The sequence below is a fragment of the Cellvibrio fontiphilus genome (assembly GCF_042646205.1).
GTDB classification, from domain to species: domain Bacteria; phylum Pseudomonadota; class Gammaproteobacteria; order Pseudomonadales; family Cellvibrionaceae; genus Cellvibrio; species Cellvibrio fontiphilus_A.
This window is the reverse complement of record NZ_JBHRTF010000006.1, coordinates 449,931-471,058: the sequence shown is the minus strand read 5'-3', so window position 1 is coordinate 471,058 and position 21,128 is coordinate 449,931. Positions and strand designations below refer to the sequence as shown.

The 21,128-nt window shown below is 47.9% G+C and carries 15 protein-coding genes; 3 read left to right on the top strand and 12 right to left on the bottom strand.

What is annotated here, in order from left to right:
- Nucleotides 1–111 precede the first annotated feature (111 nt).
- A complete protein-coding gene (locus tag ACFODX_RS15905; RefSeq protein WP_378120946.1) occupies nt 112–2,799 on the top strand; it encodes a TonB-dependent receptor domain-containing protein in 2,688 nt (895 codons plus the stop codon).
- A 306-nt stretch (nt 2,800–3,105) separates the two neighbouring features.
- Complete coding sequence (locus ACFODX_RS15900; protein WP_378120944.1) at nt 3,106–3,831, top strand: hypothetical protein; 726 nt, start codon at nt 3,106–3,108, stop codon at nt 3,829–3,831.
- Between the two features lie 69 nt (nt 3,832–3,900).
- Here the strand turns inward: ACFODX_RS15900 and ACFODX_RS15895 are convergent, their stop codons facing one another.
- From ACFODX_RS15895 to ACFODX_RS15865, 7 genes are all read right to left on the bottom strand, one after another.
- Entirely contained in the window at nt 3,901–4,365 is a 465-nt protein-coding gene (locus ACFODX_RS15895) for a hypothetical protein (protein WP_378120942.1), read from the bottom strand.
- Between the two features lie 79 nt (nt 4,366–4,444).
- Nucleotides 4,445–5,389, bottom strand: coding sequence for a porin (locus tag ACFODX_RS15890; protein WP_378120940.1), 945 nt, complete (start codon nt 5,387–5,389; stop codon nt 4,445–4,447).
- Between the two features lie 142 nt (nt 5,390–5,531).
- The gene (locus ACFODX_RS15885) at nt 5,532–6,272 is read right to left on the bottom strand and encodes an HvfC family RiPP maturation protein (protein WP_378120938.1); all 741 of its coding nucleotides are present in this window, start codon (nt 6,270–6,272) and stop codon (nt 5,532–5,534) included.
- A complete protein-coding gene (locus ACFODX_RS15880; protein ID WP_378120937.1) occupies nt 6,269–7,114 on the bottom strand; it encodes an HvfB family MNIO-type RiPP peptide maturase in 846 nt (281 codons plus the stop codon). The genes ACFODX_RS15885 and ACFODX_RS15880 overlap by 4 nt, the downstream gene beginning before the upstream one ends.
- 2 nt (nt 7,115–7,116) lie before the next feature.
- The gene (locus ACFODX_RS15875) at nt 7,117–7,440 is read right to left on the bottom strand and encodes an HvfA family oxazolone/thioamide-modified RiPP metallophore (RefSeq protein WP_378120935.1); all 324 of its coding nucleotides are present in this window, start codon (nt 7,438–7,440) and stop codon (nt 7,117–7,119) included.
- 52 nt (nt 7,441–7,492) lie between these two features.
- Nucleotides 7,493–11,455: an ATP-dependent RNA helicase HrpA gene (gene hrpA / locus ACFODX_RS15870; protein WP_378120932.1), complete on the bottom strand. Its 3,963-nt coding sequence runs from the start codon at nt 11,453–11,455 to the stop codon at nt 7,493–7,495.
- 78 nt (nt 11,456–11,533) lie between these two features.
- Nucleotides 11,534–12,550, bottom strand: coding sequence for a cupin-like domain-containing protein (locus tag ACFODX_RS15865; RefSeq protein ID WP_378120930.1), 1,017 nt, complete (start codon nt 12,548–12,550; stop codon nt 11,534–11,536).
- 190 nt (nt 12,551–12,740) lie between these two features.
- On the opposite strand from ACFODX_RS15865, the gene ACFODX_RS15860 reads away from it, so the two are divergent.
- Nucleotides 12,741–13,571: a DUF6445 family protein gene (locus ACFODX_RS15860; RefSeq protein WP_378120928.1), complete on the top strand. Its 831-nt coding sequence runs from the start codon at nt 12,741–12,743 to the stop codon at nt 13,569–13,571.
- A 10-nt stretch (nt 13,572–13,581) separates the two neighbouring features.
- Here ACFODX_RS15860 and ACFODX_RS15855 read toward each other — a convergent pair whose 3' ends face one another.
- The 5 genes from ACFODX_RS15855 to ACFODX_RS15835 form a co-directional block, all read right to left on the bottom strand.
- A complete protein-coding gene (locus ACFODX_RS15855) occupies nt 13,582–14,313 on the bottom strand; it encodes a SapC family protein (protein ID WP_378120926.1) in 732 nt (243 codons plus the stop codon).
- A 90-nt stretch (nt 14,314–14,403) separates the two neighbouring features.
- Nucleotides 14,404–17,352, bottom strand: a complete 2,949-nt coding sequence (locus ACFODX_RS15850) for a TonB-dependent receptor (RefSeq protein ID WP_378120924.1) — start codon at nt 17,350–17,352, stop codon at nt 14,404–14,406.
- 414 nt (nt 17,353–17,766) lie between these two features.
- Nucleotides 17,767–18,234, bottom strand: coding sequence for a Dps family protein (locus tag ACFODX_RS15845; protein WP_378120922.1), 468 nt, complete (start codon nt 18,232–18,234; stop codon nt 17,767–17,769).
- 194 nt (nt 18,235–18,428) lie between these two features.
- Nucleotides 18,429–18,914, bottom strand: coding sequence for a GNAT family N-acetyltransferase (locus ACFODX_RS15840; protein ID WP_378120920.1), 486 nt, complete (start codon nt 18,912–18,914; stop codon nt 18,429–18,431).
- On the bottom strand, nt 18,914–20,920 hold the full coding sequence (locus ACFODX_RS15835) for a VWA domain-containing protein (RefSeq protein ID WP_378120918.1): 2,007 nt from the start codon (nt 20,918–20,920) through the stop codon (nt 18,914–18,916). The genes ACFODX_RS15840 and ACFODX_RS15835 overlap by 1 nt, the downstream gene beginning before the upstream one ends.
- Between the last annotated feature and the right edge of the window lie 208 nt (nt 20,921–21,128).

Genomic DNA, 21,128 nt, shown 5'->3' with positions numbered 1-21,128 from the left:
TACATACGCCTTGTTGCTGGCAACGGAAAAGAGGCGCCCTAGGGCGCCTCTCTTTTTGATAACACCAGATGCCGCGCCCTGCAGACCAACGAATCAGAAAAGGTTATGACCATGCAAAATTGTTTACTCAACCGTCACAAATTATTTATCGCCATTTCTGCTGCCTCACTGTCAGTATTGGCACAACCCGGTTTCGCCCAAGAAGCCGATGAGCAACCAAGTATTCCAATGCCTGCGATAGAAGCGCCCGTGCTGGAAGAAATGTTAGTAACCGGCCGCCAACAAAGTGGCGCACAAACAATTGTGCAAGAGCGGATGGAAGATGCGTTCGCTGCTGACTTGATGGGTTCAGACCAAATTTCCCGCACCGGTGACTCCAACGTTGCCGTCGCGCTCACCCGTGTGACCGGCGTGACCTTAAACCAGGGCAAATACGTTTATGTGCGCGGCCTTGGTGAGCGTTACTCCAGCGTGCAATTGAACGGCGCCCAAGTGCCATCGCCAGAATTAACGCGCAATGTATTACCGCTGGATATTATTCCCGCATCCATCGTGGATAGTTTAAAAATCCAGAAATCCTATTCACCTGACCTGCCCGCGCACTTTGGCGGCGGCAACGTGAACATCCGCACCAAGAGTGTTCCGGACGAATTTATTTTTAACATCACCCTCGGCACCGGCACCAATACCAATAGCGGCGATGGCGATATCACCTATTCAGGTGGCGGTAAAACCAGTGGCTTACCAAAAGCCATCGACCAAGCATTGGACACTTACCAAGGCTATCTGGATATCAACGGTATCCGCCGTATTCTAAGTACCGAAGTCGATAACAGTGTGACGCCCGAACAAGCGCAGGAATCTATTGCGATCAACCGCAGCTTGATGCTGTCATTAAACCGCGATGTCGCTATCCGCGAAGACGATTCACCCTTGGATCAAAACGGCTCGGTTGCACTCGGCAACTCCTGGGATATTGGTGACGATTGGACTGTCGGCAGCATTCTCAACTGGTCTGAAAAAACCGAATGGCGCAACAAAAACCAAATCCGCCAAGGCGTAGGCTCACCCGATGTCACCTACTCTTCCACTAAACGCACCCAGGAAGACACAAAAGAACTGGGTTCGATTGGTGTTGGTATCGATTATCAAGACATGCACAACATCGAAGCCAGTTACATGTTGATCGGTAACGAAACCGATGAAGCAGCCATTACCTTTGCGCAAAACAGCAACAACAATTTGGCTGACGGCAACCAAAAAGTTACCTACGAAACCCGCTATCAGGATCGCGAAGTTGAAATTACCCAGGCCTTGGGTACACATAAGTTCGACCAACTTTCCGGCAATACCTTGGGTGATATCAGTGTCGATTGGTTTTATTCGGATTCCACAGTGGAAACCAATATTCCTGGCGCAACCACCATTGGCGGTGATAACACGGTAGATCCACAAACCGGTGAAGTTCTCAGTACACGCATTACCTCCAATTCATCTGCACAATTTGCATTTTTGAATTTGCAAGACGATGTAATAAGCCACGGCTGGAATGCAAAATTACCCCTGTTGTTTGACAACGCCGAAGTTACGCTCAGCGGCGGTTATAGCTACAACGACAAATCGCGCCAATATTTTGGTTACACAGCGCTGATTGATGTGGGTGGCGGCAACTTCCTGGAAGGCATGCCGGGCGATGTGTTTACCGATAGCAACATCAATAACCTCAACAACGATTTTGAATTGACCATGAGCCGCGGTTTCGGTACCGAAAGTTATATTGCCGGGCAAATGACCGATGCGTTTTACGGGATGATCGATGCAACCCTGAGCGATACCTGGCGTATCACCGCTGGTGCGCGCTACGAAGATTTCCGCACCGCATTGTTGCCACTCGATCTGCTCGATTACACCGGCATTACGCTGGAAAACCTGATCAAGGAATTGCAAAACGAAAACCAGACTTACACTCGTCGCAGTGATGATGTGTATCCATCGGCGGCATTAACCTACATCAACGATGGCTTCATGAATTCAGAAACTTTCCAGTTGCGTTTGAGTTATGCGCAAACGGTGGTGCGCCCTGACCTGCGTGAAATGGCCGATGTGGTTTATATCGATCCTGAATTGAATATCCGCGTGCGCGGCAATCCAAACCTGCGCGATTCCATGTTGGATAATATCGATTTACGTGGTGAATGGTATTTCGATGGCGGCAATAACCTGACCGTTTCTTTGTTCTACAAAGACATCACTGATCCTATCGAACAAAAACTGGAACCCGGTTCAGACAGCGACATCATCATGAGTTTTGAAAACGCCTTGTCTGGTGAGCTCTACGGTGTGGAATTTGAAGGCTTGTGGAATCTTGATTACGGATTTTTCGTATCAGGTAACCTGACCTTAAGTGATTCAGAAGTGGTTTCTCCCACCAACGGTGGTTACACCAATAGCGTTCGCACCATGAGTGGCCAATCACCTTACGTGCTCAATGCGCAATTGGGTTATGACTCTGATGATGGTAAACACGGCGCGGCGCTTTCCTACAATATCGCCGGTGAAAAACTGACACTCGCTGCGGTTGATACTGGTCACGACGATGCCTTTGAGCAACCGTTTAGTTCGCTGGATTTTACCTATTCCTACTATCCAATTGAGCAGCTCATCCTCAAAGCAAAACTGCGCAACTTGCTGGATGAAGATCGTGAAATCACCCAAACCAATGTGCAAGGGCAAGATGTCACCATCCTTCGTCAAGAAGTAGGCACCAGCATCAGCCTTGACATCAGCTACAACTTTTAAAAAGGATAGAGAGAGACAGGATGTCCCGCCTATACGGAAATGGATCTAACGGAGATTTATTTAAAAGGATTGCACAAGCCACCTTCGGGTGGCTTTTTTTCGCTTGCCACTATTTCTACCGTAAGGATATTTATAAAAGCGGTGCAAATAACAAAAAATTTTTAACTTTTTTGTGTTTAGGCCTGAAATTGTCACAAACTATTCACAATAGTGTGCTAAGGCCGGTGCTAATCTGACAATGAGTTCGGAGATCGTTGACCCGAAAGGGTGCAGGTTGCCGTTTATTGATTCACGAGGAGCACTAAAATGACTAACAATATTCTTAAAAAATTGATTCGCTCACTGGCAATTGTAGCGGCTGCAGTTCCATTTGCGAGCTACGCCACTGCTTATACCCCTGCTAACTTCGGCAATGCAGCTGAAACATTAACTAAACAGATTACCCTGCCCGCCTCTTTTGGCGAGGGTGTAAATACCGTTGCCGTTTATTGCCAGGCGGATGTAATGAGCACCGGCAATATCAACGCCGTTAATTGCTACGAAAACAGCCCGTTGGTTTCCATGCAAAAAACTACTGAGTCTGCACTGAAATCCGCCACCTTTGAACCCGCGACTATCGATGGCAAAGCAGTACCAGTGAGAATGCAAATGCGTGTTGTCTACTCATTGGGCGGAACCCAGGCACCGATTGTATTGCTGCCGAACCTAGGCACATTGCAAGCAAAATACGGCACTCACTATTTCGCACCACAAGAGCGATTGGACACCAGCGATTGGTACGCACACTACACCACCAAAGAGCGCGGCGACGGTAAATTATTTTTTGCCGAAGGCAAAATGACCCGTGTGATGGCCAACATTGAAGCCGACGGAAAAGTAGAAACCGTCAGCACCATTGAAGCGGCGCTGCGTAAACAAGCCGATGCTGATAGCATCGAAAGCTCACTGAAAAAATCCAAATTTATTCCAGGCTTTGTGGAAAATAAACCCACCGCTATGCACTACATCGCCGTAGTCAATTACAAAAAATAATCTGTTGTAATAAAAAAGGCCGCATTTATTGGCGGCCTTTTTTATTTGGGAAACTGGTTTTAAGCAAAGCTATAAACACTTGTATTCAATACGCAATTCAAGGCGCCCCATGGCTAACGGCAAATAACTTTCACTTACCACAGTGAACCCCTTGGAACAGCGCTCCATTAATTTTGGCAAGGTTTGCTGCTTTACCAAAGCAACATTTGCCCAACTTTCTACCTCTGCACTCAGTTGCAAGATCCTGTTTTGTGCAAGCTGGCTTGCGTTTTTGTTCTGGTCTATAGGCACAGCATTAGCTGCGGTTTGGTTTTCATTATTGGAAGTGTTTAATACCGCGCCCTCCTCACCCTTTTTAAATGCTTTTTGCAAAAATCCATTTAATCCTTGATCGCTGTAATCGCATTCCTTTTGGTTGACATTCATTGAGTCAGCGGCATCAACGGCATTAGCACATTCCTCGTCGGCAAATGCAGCAGGTATACCACCGCTAGCCAGCCAGATTACTAACAGGGAGCTGTATAATTTTTTCATCGTTTGACCTCAATTTTCTCGATCTACCAGAAACAACAAAGGGTGCCGAAGCACCCTTTGTTATCAACAGAGCACAGAATTAGAATTTAAAATCCATGCCTACACCAACATAGGTGTCGTCGCGCTGTGCTGCAGGAGCAATCACGTCATTTTCTACCGTGGTGATGTAAGAGTAGAGAGTAGCTGCTTTTGTCATTTTATAATCAAGGCCAATACTTGCAGTTTCACCATCAGCCATTTTAACTTCTGACTGACCGTATTGCGCTTTTGCCGCCCACTTATCAGTCAGATTCCACAAAGCTGAAACCAAAGCACCGTCTTCATCAACAATACCGTTGTCATAGTTTTCTGCCAACAGACCGAATTGGAAAGCACCAACATTCAAGCGTCCCACCAAACGAACCAGATCGGTATCTTCGGCTTCTACGTCTTGGTCCATAGCAACACCCACGTAGAACACTGGCGATGTGTAACCAAAGGATGCAGAAACACCTGCACCATCACCCGTTCTTGGGGTAGTACCATTGTTCTCTTCAGTTACATAAGCAACCGAACCAGCAAAACCGTCACCAAAGGTTGGGGTGGTGTATTGAACGATATTGCTTGCGCGAATTTCACCTTTGAAAATCTGGGTGATGTCACCTTCAAGGTCATTGAACAAATCTACTTTTTCTTGAGCAACCTTGGTGGGGGTATCAAAATGACCGCCGATAAAGGTACCAGCAGTACCTTGCAAGCCGAGGTAAATATTGCGCTGACCAAAGGTTTGAGAACCATTGGTACCATCGTCCACTTCTGTTTGATATTCGAATTGATAAATGACTTTCAGGCTGGAATTAATCTCCTCACCACCTTTCACACCAATACGTGAAGCATTGCTAACCAATTCAACCTGGCTATCGTCTGCTGCTTGCTCATCAGCATGCTGAATAGAAACGTTTGCCTTACCGTAAACTACAACGTCGGCAACTGCAGCCATTGGGAAAAGAGAGGCCACTGCAAAGGCCAGTAATGATTTTTTCATGGAGTTGTCTCCTAGTGATGATAATAGTACTCATATCCTGAGCACTGGGTCGTTGAGTCAAACATGACACTTGTGTGTCATTGTTATTGCCATTATGTGAACACAAAGTTACAGAAATATGACAGCGGGCAATTCTAGCCGATTAAGCGGCGGGATAAATAACACCCAGTTCGCATAACCCTGCTACCAGCGCTTTAGCTTCGCCCTCTAGCACAGAGGGCTGATCATGGCACAATTCGGCAGCAATCCGGTTTAGCAATTCACCCAAAGCACTGGCAGGATTGATTTGCATCAAATACAGCAGCCTTTGTGTAAGTGAATTCACTTCCATAAAACAAACCTTGTCATCGCGGTTGCGATAAACCACCAAGTTCACTGGATCGGCCACCAGCGGTTTAAATTGCCGCGAGATTCTATGAACCGGATATTGATAATGCAATGTAACAGCCAGGGGCGATAAAGAAAAAGTGGCGGCTAAAATATCATTAGGCAGCTTTTGGTAGCTTGGCAGCTCTGCCTCGCTCGTATCCAGCGCCAATTCAATCCATTCGTAATGGGCCAATTCACAGGTGAAAGGAAAATCTTTATCCAGATAACGGGATTTCACCAGAAATTGTAAAAATTCTTCACTGATTTCTAAAAAATAAGGGGTTTGGCAGCGGTGCTGTTTAATAAATTCGCGTATCAGGCAATGCCATTGCGAATCAGCAACCAGTGAGCGCAGCACCGGGAAAACCCCAACGATTAAATTTTCAATATTGTTATAAATAAGGTCGCGATAAATCTCCATGCGCCGCTGTTCAACACCAACCGGCAAGGGTTGTTCAGCGGGTGCGCGCAAATAACGCGTAAAATCTAATTGCGTTTGCTGGAAGCTGTTCATGGCAACACCGCCTGTTTTTGGCAACGTTTAATGCACTCCAATTCGGCCATTAACTCAGCCAAAGGTGGGATATTAAAATCGCGCTCCAACAAAGTTGGTTTCACACCAAAAATGCTGTAGGTGCGTTCAAGCAAATTCCACACAGGGTCAATTACTGCAGTGCCGTGGGTATCCACACGCAAATCTTCTGCCTCGTGATAATGCCCTGCAATATGAATATAGGCCGTTCGTTCACCGGGCAGACTGGCTAAAAACTCATAAGGATCGTAGCCATGATTAACGCTATTAACGTAAATATTATTCACATCGAGTAAGAGCGCACAGTCAGATTTTTTAATGACCGCATTAATAAATTCACTTTCACTCATTTCTTGTTGCGGCGCGCAATAATAGGAGGAATTTTCCAGGGCGATACGCTGGCCAAGAATATCCTGAGCTTGCAAGATGCGATCAGCAACGTAATTCACTGCTTCTTCGGTAAAAGGGATAGGTAGTAAATCGTAAAGCTGACCATCATCGGAGCAATAACTTAAATGCTCGCTGTAATAGCGAATACCGTGCACTTGCATAAAGGTTTTTATTGCACGAAGTAGTTCGGTATTTAACGGTGCAGGGGAGCCTATGGAGAGGGACAAACCGTGGCAAACAAATGGAAAACGCTCGGTATAGCTGCGAATTTTTTTACCCAGACGGCCGCCAAGATTAATCCAATTTTCTGGCGCCACTTCCAAAAACTGAATATCTTCCGGTGTTGTATGTTCAAGACTACCCAGCAAACTCCGGCGCAGGCCCAAGCCCGCGCCAGAGACAGCGGCAGTGTAGCTAGCAGATGGCAACGACAAGGTTACTCAGCTTTTTTCTCGGTTTTATCGGCACCGCACTTACCTTCGCCACACTTACCCTCGCCTTCGGCTTTTTTCTCGGCACCGCATTTGCCCTCGCCACACTTGCCTTCACCCTCTGCTTTTTTGTGTTCAGCGCCACATTTTGCTTCACCGCATTTATGCTCACCGTCTGCTTTTTCGGTGTGATTGTGGGCGAGTGTGTAACCCGCATTCAGCGCTTGGGCGGAAAAGCCGGCATCTGCCGCTACCACCGGAGTTAGGGTTGCAGAAGCACCTAATGCAACACCCATTAATGCGGACATGGAAGTAATTTTGTTATTCATAAAAGCTCCTTCGTAGTTAATAACGGAAAAAGTATAGCTGGGCCAACACCAATCATGCTTGGGCTTTTAGCATAGCCTGCTCCCACTGTTTATCCAAACGCTTGTGTGAAACGGGCACCAGGGTCTTGAGGGTTTGAGCAAACAGGGAGATACGCAGCTCCTCAATCCACCAGCGATAGTCTTGCAAGTCACTATTTTGCACCAGTCGATAATCGCCTTCTTTGGCCAGATAATCCACTAAACGCTGCCAATGCGGTGCAATTTCCGCCAGCTGCAGCTTATCTTTTTGCACATTGAGCGCGGCCTTCTCCAGGCGCTGCTGGATACCGCGCAAGTATTTTGCATACTGCTGCAGCCAAATTGCCGGGGTTTTGTACACCAGGCCAGGGTAAAATAATTCTCCCAACTGCTGATTGATATCACTGATGGTGAACGCCAACATCAGCATATTTTTTTGTTGCTTGAGTTGCTTTTTTACCTCGACCAAGAGTTTTAACGCAGCAACCAGCTGATTGGCCAAGTCCTGTGCCTGTACAATTAATTTTTCTTTTGCCAATTCAACCCGGTTTTCAAACTCAGCATGGGTGCGCGGCAGTTGTTGCTGATCCGGCACTGCCAGCTGTTTTATCGCCGCCATAATAAGATCATCCGCCACATGCTCACGGTTGCCTATGCCCGCAAGGGTGAGCGCGACTTCCTGCCCTTTTAATAATTCCTTTTGCAAATATTTTACCGTTTGATTCAAGGACAAAAAAATCAAGCGGCTTATACCGCGCTGGCTTATATCCAAGGCCTGTAATGGATTATCCAGCACCTGCAAAGCAACCGAACTCTGTTTGTCCACCAAAGCGGGATAAGCTCGAATACTGATGCCGCCACGGGGCAATTGAATCGCCTGCGGCAGTTCGGGGAAATCCCAACTGGTAATACCCTCGCGCTCAATATTGGTTGCCGCCGATTGAATATTTTGTTGCACACGCTCGCGATATTTATCGCGCAGTGGTGCTAAATCGCGGCCGCTGGCGATAATTTTTCCTTTGTCATCCACCACATGAATATTAAACCGATAGTAGTCATCAACACTGGTTTCCAGCCAGGCTTCTTTGGGAATATCTACACCGGTCAAACGTTTTAATTGCACACCTAGGGCTTCGCTGAGGGGTTTGTTATCGGGCGCTAGTACCGCCAGTATTTTATCCACCACATCGGGCACCGGCACAAAATGTTTGCGCAGGTTTTTAGGCAGGGATTTAATCAGGTTAATACATTTCTCGCGCAACATGCCCGGCACCAACCACTCCAACCTATGCTCAGGAACCTGATGCAGCACACTCATGGGCACATGGATACTGACACCATCAAAAGCGTGATTGGGCTCAAAGTGATAACTGAGCGGGAACACCATGCCGCGCCATTCCAGCTCGTTGGGAAATTGCGCCTGGGTGATATCACCCGCGCCGTGGCGCATTAAGATTTCGCGCGTTAAAAACAAAACTTTAGGATTTTGTTGTTCGGCTTTTTTGCGCCAGGCTTCAAACCCGGTAAGGTTAACTACCTGTGCGGGAATTCGCTCGTTGTAAAAATCAAAAATAACTTGTTCATCCACCAGAATATCGCGGCGGCGCGCCTTGGACTCCAGCTCTTCCAACTCTGCCAGCAACTGTTGTTGATGGGCAAAAAAATCGCTGTCGGGATTTTTATTGCGCAAACTTTTACGTTTGGGGTGTTGATCGTATTGCCCCTCCACCAAGGCGGCGCGAATAAATACTTCGCGACACTGCGCTGGGTCTATATGACTGTAGCTGACCGATTTTTTCTCCACAATCGTCAGGCCGTAAAGGGTAATTTTTTCATACACCATTACCTGACCGCTGCGGCTATCGTAATGCGGTTCAAAATGTTGGCGTTTTACCAAATGCTCTGCCGCCGCAATCACCCATTCAGGTTCAATTTTGGCAACCGTGTGAGCAAATAATTTGGAGGTTTCAATCAGCTCCGCCGCCATAATCCACTTGGGTGTTTTTTTAGCGAGTGACGAGCCGGGGAAAATCGCAAACTTACGATTGCGCGCGCCCAGGTATTCACGCTCTTCATGATTGAAACCCAAATTGCCCAGTAAACCAGTCAACAGGGCTTTATGGATGGCTTCATAATTCGCTGGTTCGCTGTTAACACGAATGCCCAAATCTTTGACCGCCACGCACAATTGGTGATGCACATCGCGCCATTCGCGCAAACGCAAATAAGAGAGGAATTCTTTTTTACAAAGTTTGCGCAATTGATTTTGCGACAGCGCCTGACGCTGGGTTTCAAAATAATCCCACAGGCTGACAAAGCCGAGGAAATCGGAATGCTCTGCCCAAAAACGGCGATGCATTTGATCCGCCGCCTGTTGTTTTTCTACCGGGCGCTCACGTGGGTCTTGCACCGACAAGGCGCTGGCGATAATTAATAGTTCGCGCACACAGGATTGCTCCTGCGCTGAAAGCAGCATACGCGCCAAACGCGGGTCGAGGGGTAATTTGCTGAGCTGCTGACCTACAGGGGTTAACTGGTTTTTGCTGTTAACCGCGTGCAATTCTTCCAGCAATTTAAAACCATCGCTAATCAGGCGATGATCGGGCGCGTCGATAAACGGAAATTTATGAATATCGCCCATGCGCAACTGCAACATTTGCAAAATAACCGCGGCAAGATTGGTGCGCAAAATTTCTGCATCGGTAAACGCCGGGCGAGAATTAAAATCCTCCTCGCTGTACAAGCGAATACAAATACCCTCCGCAATGCGACCACAGCGACCTTTGCGCTGGTTGGCGCTGGCTTGGGATACAGGCTCAATCGGCAAGCGCTGCACTTTCGTGCGATAGGAATAGCGGCTGATACGCGCAAAACCCGGGTCAATCACATAGCGAATACCCGGCACAGTAATGGACGTTTCTGCCACGTTGGTGGCCAATACAATGCGGCGACCGGTGTGTGGCGCAAACACGTTTTGCTGTTCCGCCAAACTCAAACGCGCATAAAAAGGGATCACTTCCATGTGCGCAAATTGCGCTTTGCGCAGCGCTTCCGCCGCTTCGCGTATTTCCCGCTCGCCACTTAAAAATACCAGGATGTCACCACCGCGCTGACCTGAACCGGTTTTTTCATGCAGTTCAATTTCATGCACGGCATCAACAATTGCAGCGTATTGATCCGGCTCTGCTTCGCTGTCATCACTATTTTCAAATTCATACAGCGGGCGATACCAAACCTCGACCGGATAGGTGCGCCCGGAGACTTCAATAATAGGCGCGTTATTAAAATGTTGGGAAAAACGCTCAAGGTCGATGGTCGCCGAGGTGATAATTAATTTTAAATCCGGGCGTTTGGGCAACAGCTGTTTTAAATAACCGAGCAAAAAATCGATATTCAAACTGCGCTCGTGCGCTTCGTCGATGATTAGCGTGTCGTATTTATTGAGGAAGGGATCGTTCTGGATTTCTGCCAGCAAAATGCCGTCAGTCATCACTTTAATAAGTGTATTTTCTGTGGATTGATCACTAAAACGAACCTGATAACCCACCTTATCGCCAAGCGTGGTTTTTAATTCCTCGGCGATGCGATTGGCAACCGTATTGGCCGCAATTCGGCGCGGTTGGGTGTGGCCGATTAGCCCTTTAACACCGCGCCCAATGCTCAAGCAAATTTTTGGAATTTGTGTGGTTTTACCCGAGCCGGTTTCACCGGCAAGTACCACGACTTGGTGGTTGGCAATGATCTGCGCAATCTCGTCGCGTTTTTCACACACCGGTAAGGGCGGAAATTCAATCTGCTCTGGCACCAGGGCCATGCGCGCTTGCACCCTGGCTTGGGAGCGCGCCAACTGCGCCTGCCACTTTTCCAGTGCGTCGCTGTAGGGCTTTTCAGCGCGCGCCAGCTTTTCAATTTCACTCAGGCGGCGCACCAGTTTGTACTGATCCGCCCCCATGACATTCACAATAGATTGTTTATAAGTTAACCAAATATTCGACATATCAACCCGGCATGCTGACCGGAGCGCTGCGGATTCAGCGCCCCGGCAAATAGGCTGGGGATAATACCCTGCGGGCTATTAGCGATTCAAACGGTTGATCAGCCAGGCGCGCAGCTGGCGCGATGCTTCATCGTCCAGTGGTGCAAGCAAGCCTTGCGCTGCTGGTGGAATTTGTTCACGCGGCCGGTCGTTATCACCAAAAATATAAAAATCGAACAGGGCTTTCCAGGCCGCACGCTCGCGCTCAGGCAAATCGCGAATAGCCAATAGCGCGTGTTTGAGCACATTCACACCCGGGCCAACAAACGCGGGCGAGGTTCGCCACCAGTAATTCACCAGTACATTAAACGCCCCCAAACCTTCCACGTGATGCCACCACATACTGGGAATATAAAGACCATCGCCAGCGTCTAATTCGGCCACCTGCCCTGCCGCCATCGCGGTTTTAAAACGCGGGAATTTTTCAAAATCGGGGTTGGCAAAATCCACCAAACTGATCTGCTGGCCCGCGGGGTTGAAATCCAGCGGGCCGGGATAAAGATTTGCCACTTGTTCTGGCGGGAAAATCGTAAAGCGCCGCCGCCCCACTACACTACAGGCCAGGTTGTCAGGTGCATCAAAATGGCAAGAAATACGCGATTTATTTCCAATCCATATACTTACCAGTGGCTTATCGGTGTGTGGGATTTTTACATCGTTATGTTCACGAAACCCCGGCAAACAGAGATCCACTGTGGTGGAGCCTACATAAAACGTAGGGGGCTGCTCATCGTTTTTGTGGATTAACAATTTATCCAGTATCTGATCCAGACTCGCGCGCACCGAGGTGTAGTTCAGCGCGGTGAAATCGGCGTTGTAAAAATAGCGCCCATTTATATCGGGTGTGCCTACAAATGCCCCCACGGGTTGGCCGCTATAAAACGAGCGCAAATAACCATCTGCCTCTTCGTGGGAGCGCAATCCCGCCTGTGCCAGCGGCCAGTGCGACGCTATGCCTTTGAGAATCACCGGCTCATTGGAATTGAGCAGCTCCGGTGGAATCTGGTGTGGATCTATGCCGTGAATTTCTTTCACGCGGGTTGGAATGTCTAGCATGATCAATTCTTCTTGTGGGTCACAGTAAGTTATGGGCGGTTGATAGGCCCTTTTATCAACCAGGATTATTGTAATAGTAAGTTCATTTTGATTGTTAATATCCGCAAAATCCAATTGCTATGGATCAGCACACAACAAGAATATTCATCAGATTATTTGCAGCCGATAAAAACGCAAAACCAGCGCACTGATGAAACCTTATCCCCACCCGAAACAAACAGTTTGTTTGCACTGGAAACACGGGTTATTTATAGAAATTCACCAAGAAATCCGCAATAATCGGTGGGATAAAAACGAATGGTTTACTATCATGAATGGCAACAGTTTTTTCCCACCATTACACCAACAATTCCGTTATCGCATTGATACCATCGGCAATGAAAAAACACCCGTATTAGTGATTGATAATTTTTTACATGAAGCAGAAGCTCTGCTTGGCTTTGCGATAAAATTTGGCGATTTTCGCGATGGAACAGAGTTTTACCCGGGCATACAGTCCAATGCGCCGGAATTTTATAGCCATGCATTACAGGCTTATTTGCCAGACCTTATGCATGAGGCATTTAATCTCAACCGGCAACATATAAATTACTCTTTATCGACCTATTCACTAATACTCACGCCGCCTGCACGATTGGCAACCGCACAATCCAGACCGCATGTTGATACCATCCATAAAGAAAAACTGGCGTGTGTGCATTACCTTTGCACGCCAGATAAAGGCGGTACCTCTTTTTATCGTCACAGAGCAACTGGCTTTGAGCAACTATCGCCAGAGCGTATGGATGTTTACGGTGAACATCTTGCCGTAGAGGCGCAAGATACAAGCTGGCAAAAAAAATACATAAATGGCTCAAACCAATACTACGAAGAAATTGGCCGATATGAGGCCAACTTCAATCGTTTGATTATGTACCCAAGTGATCTTTTACACTCTGCCTCTATTCCCGAAAACTTCCAGTTTCGCCCCAATCCAATTGTTGGCCGCTTAACCTTAAATAGCTTTATTTTTTTGAAATAATGCAGGCAATTCACTGAGCGGATAACTTTTCCTCGATACGAGCAATTAATTTGAGCACATTAGCCTGGGAAGCCAACACCATATAAATGCATTCCAAAAAACCTTTTGCATGAAGCTCTGCGACTGCACTGCCCGCCAAACTACTTAATTTGTCTTCATTGATGGTATAGAGCCCGGCAAGATTATTACGCTCACCATTTTTCAATGTAATTTCTAAAGTAACCACTTCCAGCAATTCATAGGCTAATAATGCGTCAACAAATTGCTCATTCAATGCAGTGCCATAATGGATATATTCCAATAGATCCACCATGGATTCCAAATAGGGTGAATAACCGCCATGGGGTAAAAATACCGGCTCACCTACAACTTCATTGACACGCGGACTGTCCATATCAACGTACACCAAACGGCTCGGCTGATCCCCCTCACCCGGTTTAGGTGGTTGAATCCCAATTAAAAATGGACGCCTTTTAACCGATGCAGGAATGTATTGCGCATCCCAACCTTTTTCGGACAAAAATAAATTTTCATGTTGGCGCAAACCTAACAACGCAACCGACATGAACTTTGCTGTTTCCGGGTCTTTCTTAAAAAAAATGGGATACTCATTTTGGATCGCACGAAACTCTTGTGGAAACGTCACTACTGACATTTCACCATCGCCATACTGTGGGAAATATTCACGAATCACGCGCAGATTTTTATGGTCAATATTATTTAATAATGCGAAGTTAGGCACGGCGCCTCCGGGAAAATGCAGTTTGAGCAAGTTACTAAAAAGCCGCTGTTTCCAGCGGCTTTTTTCGTGCTATTACATCATCTAATCAAATTAGAAGCTGTAGCGAACACCCAGGTTGTAACGCGCACCAGTTTCAACATAACTTGATGTCATACCAGTATCGCGTACATAGGTACGGGTATCTTCATCAGTCAGGTTCAGTGCTTCCATGGACACAGTCAAGTTATCAGTCAGGTCGTAGCTTACGCTAGCATCCAACTGGCCGTAGGCTTCGGTATAACCTGCGTAACCATTCAGGAAGTCATCGCGCCAGTTATAAGCCAAACGTGCTTGCAGACCATCTTTATCGTAGAAACCAATAAAGTTGGCAGAGTCACTCAAGCCATAAACAGCGAACTGTTCACCGGTTGATGCATTGTCAAACTCGGTATCGGAATCCACCACGGTAGCATTCGCCTGGAAGCCAAAACCTGACTCGCCAAAAGTGTGCTGCCACGCAATTTCAATACCATCGATAGCCGCTTCTTTGTTGTTAATTGGTCGGCTGATCTCGTAGTTAAGAATGGGGTCACCTGCAACGGCTGGAATATGGCCTTTGTCATTTACCCACTCAGGACGGTTGGCGCGAATCCAGGCAGAAATTTGCGGAGGTGTTGCGTTACCGCCGAGGGCTGCAAGCGCTTCATTCCAACGCGCGCCACCGAAAGGTGTACGGAAAGGCTCGGATATACCACCGGGCAACTCTTCGGTTGAACCTTCTTGCGGAGCAGAACCGCCGATGAAGTCAGCAACGTCTTTTTTGAAGTAACCCAGCGATACATAGCTGGAATCGGCGTAATACCATTCCGCGGATATATCAAAGTTGGTTGACTCCATTGGTTTCAGATTTGGGTTACCCGATGAGCCAGTAACTTCATTGCTACGCGGCGCAGCATTCCAGTTGAAACCACCTCTTAAGTCGGCAAAGTCGGCACGCGCAATAGTTTTGCTGAACGACGCACGCGCTTTAACATCGTCGGTTAAGGAGATATCAAAATCGACGTTAGGCAGGGTTTTTGAATAGCTACCCGTAGAGAAACCGTACTCGCTACCTGCAGGCGTCAGGTTGTATTCGTTACCGCCTTCCCAGTTGACCAGAGGCAGGTACGCAGACACATATTGTGATGATTCAACATCAGTAGTTTCATAACGCACGCCGACCGCCAGGTTAGATTCCATACCGGCAATCTCAGGCTTGAAACCAAACTGTACGTAAGCAAAGTCAGTGGTTTCGATGGTCAGATCGTCATTCAAACCATCGTTAGCTTTGGTGTTGTCACGGGTAGTGCAATAGGCTCTTGGGCAAGGACCGGAATCGGTGCCATAGAGTCTTGCACTCACATCCAACAATTCATGCCAGTTGGCGCGAACAATCGTGTTTTGGAAGTAAGGGCTGCTGAACTCGCTGTTATCGAAGTAGTTGGTCAGTCTGTCAATAATCCAGTAGTACTGTGGAATATCGCCAACACCATCAGCCCCTTGCACACCACTCCAAGTACCCTGGTTTTGTTGTTGGAGGCCGAGGAAATAATATTTGTTGGTGATCTCGTTAGTACCTGCACCCGCTTTAATGTTGTCGATAAAGCTATCGTCAAAGGTGTAAGTACCTTTTAACTGGTACTCATCCACCGCGGAGTCTTGATCCTGTACGCGGAAAATGTTGTTGGTCAACTGCATACGGGTAGTATCGGGGATCACCTGATCACGGCCATCTGCATACTCAAACTGCATCAGCGGATACTTTTTGGTGAAATCGACGTGTACCTTGTAGTCGTCGATGATACCGAAGTGGAACTGGTTATTGCCGCCCCACTTACCGTTAGGGCCAGAGTAGGAGTCTGATTTGTGCGCATCCAACTCCACCACCAGGTTATCGGTCACATCCCACTTAACATTCAAACCGGCAGACTTAAGATCAGACTTAGCCTGGTTGTGGTTGATCACATAGTTAAGTTCTTTGGTTCTTGCGACTTCGGTGTAAGAAAGCGGATAAGCAGGATTGGTATCACTCCATTCAATCTCAAGCGAACCGTCACCCGGGCGGGTAAACCAAAGGCCGGTGCCAAAATTGTTGTCCTCACGCTCCTGTTCAACATAGAGATAGTCCGCCGTCACGGTCAGCGTCTCTACCGGGCGATACTGGAGAGTCAGCTGGGCGTTGGTACGCTTGCGGTTTACTTCATTAACGCGGTACATGATCTCGGAGGGAAGCGCGCGGCTTCTGCCTTCCGGTACATCGGTATAACTACCGGGTAAGTCGTCCCAGCCACCTGTTGGCTTGTCGGCTTGATGGACAAACCAACCACTCACCTGGGATTGGCGATTGCCGCTATTACGCTCTTGAAAACTACCGGTCAAGGAAACGCCAATTTTGTCATCGGCGAAGGTATTGCTGAGCAAACCGGAAATTTCCGGAGTCAGGCCACCTTCCATAACTGAGGATTCATCGCGAACCGCCTTTCCTGATACAACGGCTTTCAAACCCGGGCTGCTGAGCGGGCGAGGAGTCAAAATATTGATTAATGCTCCCATACCACCTGATTGCACATCAGCGCGGCCGCTTTTAAATACTTCTACACCGGAAATGCCTTCAGACGCCAAATTGGAAAACTCAAATGAGCGGCTGGTGCCAAAAGAGGATGCAGGCATTTGACGATTGTTCAAGGTCACCAGGTTGTAACCACTGCCCAAACCACGAACAGTCACCTTGCTACCCTCACCGTTTACACGGTCAATAGATACGCCAGGGATACGCTGCAGGGATTCAGCCAGGTTGGAGTCAGGCATTTTGCCTATGTCTTCTGCAGAGATTGCATCGACCACACCTACTGCGTCGCGCTTGATATCCATAGCGCGCTGCAAGCTGCCTTTAATACCGGTAACTACGACTTCTTCCACACCATTGTCTTGCGCCATTACCGCACCGCTGAAGCCTGCCAGGGCATAGCTTGCAATCGCGCTTGCAATGATTTTTTTTCTAAAGTTGATTGGGGTTTGCATGAGCATAATCCTCGAACCGTTATTGTTATCGTAACTTGCCGCTCGTTGTGGTCGCTGCATACTGCACAGGACCCTGTGCCAGTTACTCACTAGTCTTATTTTTCCTACGCTTTCTGCCCCTTAAAGGCAGTCGCGCAAGCCTATAGTTGCCGCATCGCAAAGTTCGGGCGTCCGAGTTAATTGAGGATTGCCAAGGTGGGAAGTTCGAGTAAGGTGTTTTTAGGCGAACACAAAATTAGCCTTTAATATTCAATGACTTATAAACAGTTTATCGATGGGTAAAAAATCGTGAAATCAAAAATGACACCCGTAATCAGGCATGAGACGAATAACAGAAGCGGCAGTTGTGCGGGGAATAAGTACAAAAAAACCCGGCGAACCGGGTTTTTGCAGTAGTCGGGAAAACCGGAGAGGTTATTCCAGTAGGCTGCGCAGCATCCAGGCAGTTTTTTCATGCAACTGGATACGCTGGGTCAAGAGATCTGCAGTAGCTTCATCACTTGCCGCCTCAACCGAAGGGTAAAGCGAGCGAGCTGTGCGCACTACAGCTTCCTGGCCTTCAACCAGGAGGCGAATCATATCCTTAGCCGCAGGAATGCTCTCCTCCTCTTTGATACTGCTCAACTGCGCGTATTGTTTGTAAGTACCCGGCGCAGGGAACCCCAGGGAGCGAATACGCTCGGCAATTAAATCTACCGCTAGCGCCAATTCGTTGTATTGGGTCTCAAACATCAAGTGAAGGGTCTGGAACATAGGGCCGGTCACGTTCCAGTGAAAGTTATGGGTTTTGAGGTAAAGCGTATAGGTGTCTGCCAACAACCTGGATAAGCCTTGGGCGATTTCCTCGCGGTGCTCTTGGGTAATTCCGATGTCTATTTTCATGGTAACTCCTTATTGCGTTATCAATCGTGTTGCTAAAAACCAGTGCAGCTGTCTTGTAAGATAGATACTAAAAAACACCTTCGCCAGTAGCTTTTCCCTATAACCGGAATTGCTTATGACCCTATATCCAAGCGGCATCAATGCCTTGGCTTAATTCTGCTGGCGGCAAACTGGGGTGGGATTGGTATTTGCCACTAAGTCGCAAGCTCCCTGTATCCCATAAGCAGCCAATCGCGCCCACGGTTGCGATATTGTTTGTGTTTTTGGCGAATGTCATCGGGGCAATGTTCTGGCTCCAGGTCAAAACCCAAGCGGGTATAGAACTGGTGCAAATGAGGCAAGGCAAAGCAGTAACACCCCTGCGGGGCGAGCAACGGCAGCAATTGTTGCATCAATGAAGAGGCTAAGCCTTTTGCGCGCCAGTCTTTAGCCACCAGCAAATTGCGTAACCAGTAGTGGCCGGAGCTTTGGGGAACCAAACGCGCGGCGGCTATGATTTCTGCCACACCGGCTTGCCCAATATGATGCAGCGTAAATAGAGCTTCTGTACTCGCTGCTTTGACCCTGTAGCCTTGGCTGCGATAAAAACGATCCACCAACGCATAGCGATCTGTGGGTTCACGCCAAAAATGGATTTCTGAATCGAGGGGTTTACCCCCTAAGACATGGGTGTTGAACATCAGGATTTATCTTTGTTGCTGTCTTCTTCCATATTATCCAGCGGGAACAGATTATCAGCCATCAAATCATCCGGCATGGACAAATCCATTCCCGAATTGTCTTCCATCCCTGGCATCGCTGAACTTTCTGAAGCAGGCATGCCGGCCTGCGCCGCTGCGGGGGCAGTTGCAGTTGCCGCTTTTTCCTTAGCACTCTTGCTAAGATCGGCCGCGGAGGTGTTCAAGGTTTTCTCCATTTCTGCCAGTTCGTCTTTATGCCCTTTGCCAGCAATTACCCTATAGGCGACAAAACCCAACACCAGCACTAATAAATTGGCCAAACCTATCGCCACATAGATCAAGGTATTGGACGACTTATCACTCGCCGGCGCTTCCATAACCTCAGCGGCTGCTTCACTTGCCGCAGCAGAAGACTCGGCACTGACCTCACTGGACGCAGCCTGACCCGCCAAAAGACTGGCTTCATCGGGGTAGGCAAAATCATCCAACACAATAGTTTCCTGTAAAGGGCTGCCGTCCAGTTGAGCCCCTGTTACCTGCATGGAAATGTTGTAACGCGCCACTTCTACTGGCGAGAACGAGAACTCCCAGCGCGACTGCTCAATCGCATGAAGCTCACGCTCCAGATTATTGCCTTGGGAATTCTTGATAACAGCCGTCACCTTGGTGGCATTCACATCTACCAGTTCAAGATCCGCTGATGCCGTATAAACATAGGTTTTTTTGCCTTCGGCTTCATCGATACGCTTCTCCACACGAAACGCAGACTCACTGACATTTACACGATGAACAAACTCACGTTTGAAGGTTTTGCCATCGATAAGGATTTTTATGTCGTGGGCGCCCAAGTCACTGAAGCCATCCAACTGACCGGCAAATATTCCCTTTTCATCAGCGGGAGCTGTCAGGGAAATTGTTCTGCTTTCCTTACTCTTGGCAGAAGTAATAAAGGCTTCACCAGTCAATAAATTCAAAAAGTCTTTATTGGTGACTGTTTCTTTATTGGCGACAAAGGAATAAACCAGATCAAGAGTTTGATTGGGTTTGATATTGCTTTTGAGCGGCTCAACGAGCAATTGCAAATTACTGACTACCGTCACCCGGCTGCCGGGCGCCATCTCGGTTTTTACTTTCCATTGCCCAGCGGCAGGCTGCTGAACCGTAATAAGGTCGTATTTATCGGTGCGATACCAGGTAACGTTATTGGCTGGGTCGGTCGCGGAATATTCTTTGCCATCCGGCGCAATAATGACCGATGCCGGAACCTCTGCGCGACGAAATATAAGGGCAGTGAACTCCTGAATACTGCTGTCCACTAAAAAGCCATTTTCATCAAGGGGAACCCGCTCGGCAGGCACAGCTTGATCAAATATACGTAAAAACGTCGCCATTAATTCGTCGGCCGTATCGGCAACTTCAAACACCCCATCGGTTGCAATGGATAGTTTTTTCATCAGCTCCTGATCGGCATCAGCGGAAAGTGCGATGGTGTGTATGCGATAGTCAGAGGCTTTTAAGGCCGGCAGTAATTCGGTGAGTATGCGTTTGCGTTCATTGAGGTTGACCATTGCCTCTTTATTGATATCGACAACACCGTCGGTCAACAAAATCAGATGGCGGTTGTAGTCATTTGAAGGCGCGGCGTAGTCAGCCGCAGCCGCCTCCAATGCGGCGCCTATGTTAGTAAACATGGCCACAGAATTGATTGCCTTGGCTTTATTTGTTCCCTCAGTGCGCCATTGCGCATCCACAACCCTGTGTGGCACCAGCATGTTTACTGATTGGCCGAAGGTCCAGATGCCTGCCTTACTCTGATCTGGCAGCAAGCGCACAATTAAATCCACCGCTGGTTTGCGCAGGTTGGTGGGGTCAGTTTTTTTCATACTGCCCGATATATCAATCACTACCCGCACATCGGATGGTTTAGGTGTATTTGCTTCGCCAGCGCTACACATCGGGGCGACCAGCGCACATACAGCCAACCAGTAACACAGAAATTGTTGCATGGGCTTTTCCACTAAAAACGGATACTCAATTCGGGAAACCGGCGAATACAGCTGTTTTACCGGCGATATTGCCATTAGTTATAGCAGCTAGGCTCCAATTCGCCATTTATAACCAAATGTTCAGGGTAAATTGGACGTCAAAAAACGCAAAAAGCCAGCAAACTTGCTGGCTTTTTGGTATTGGACACATCGCAGAAAAACAAAAGGC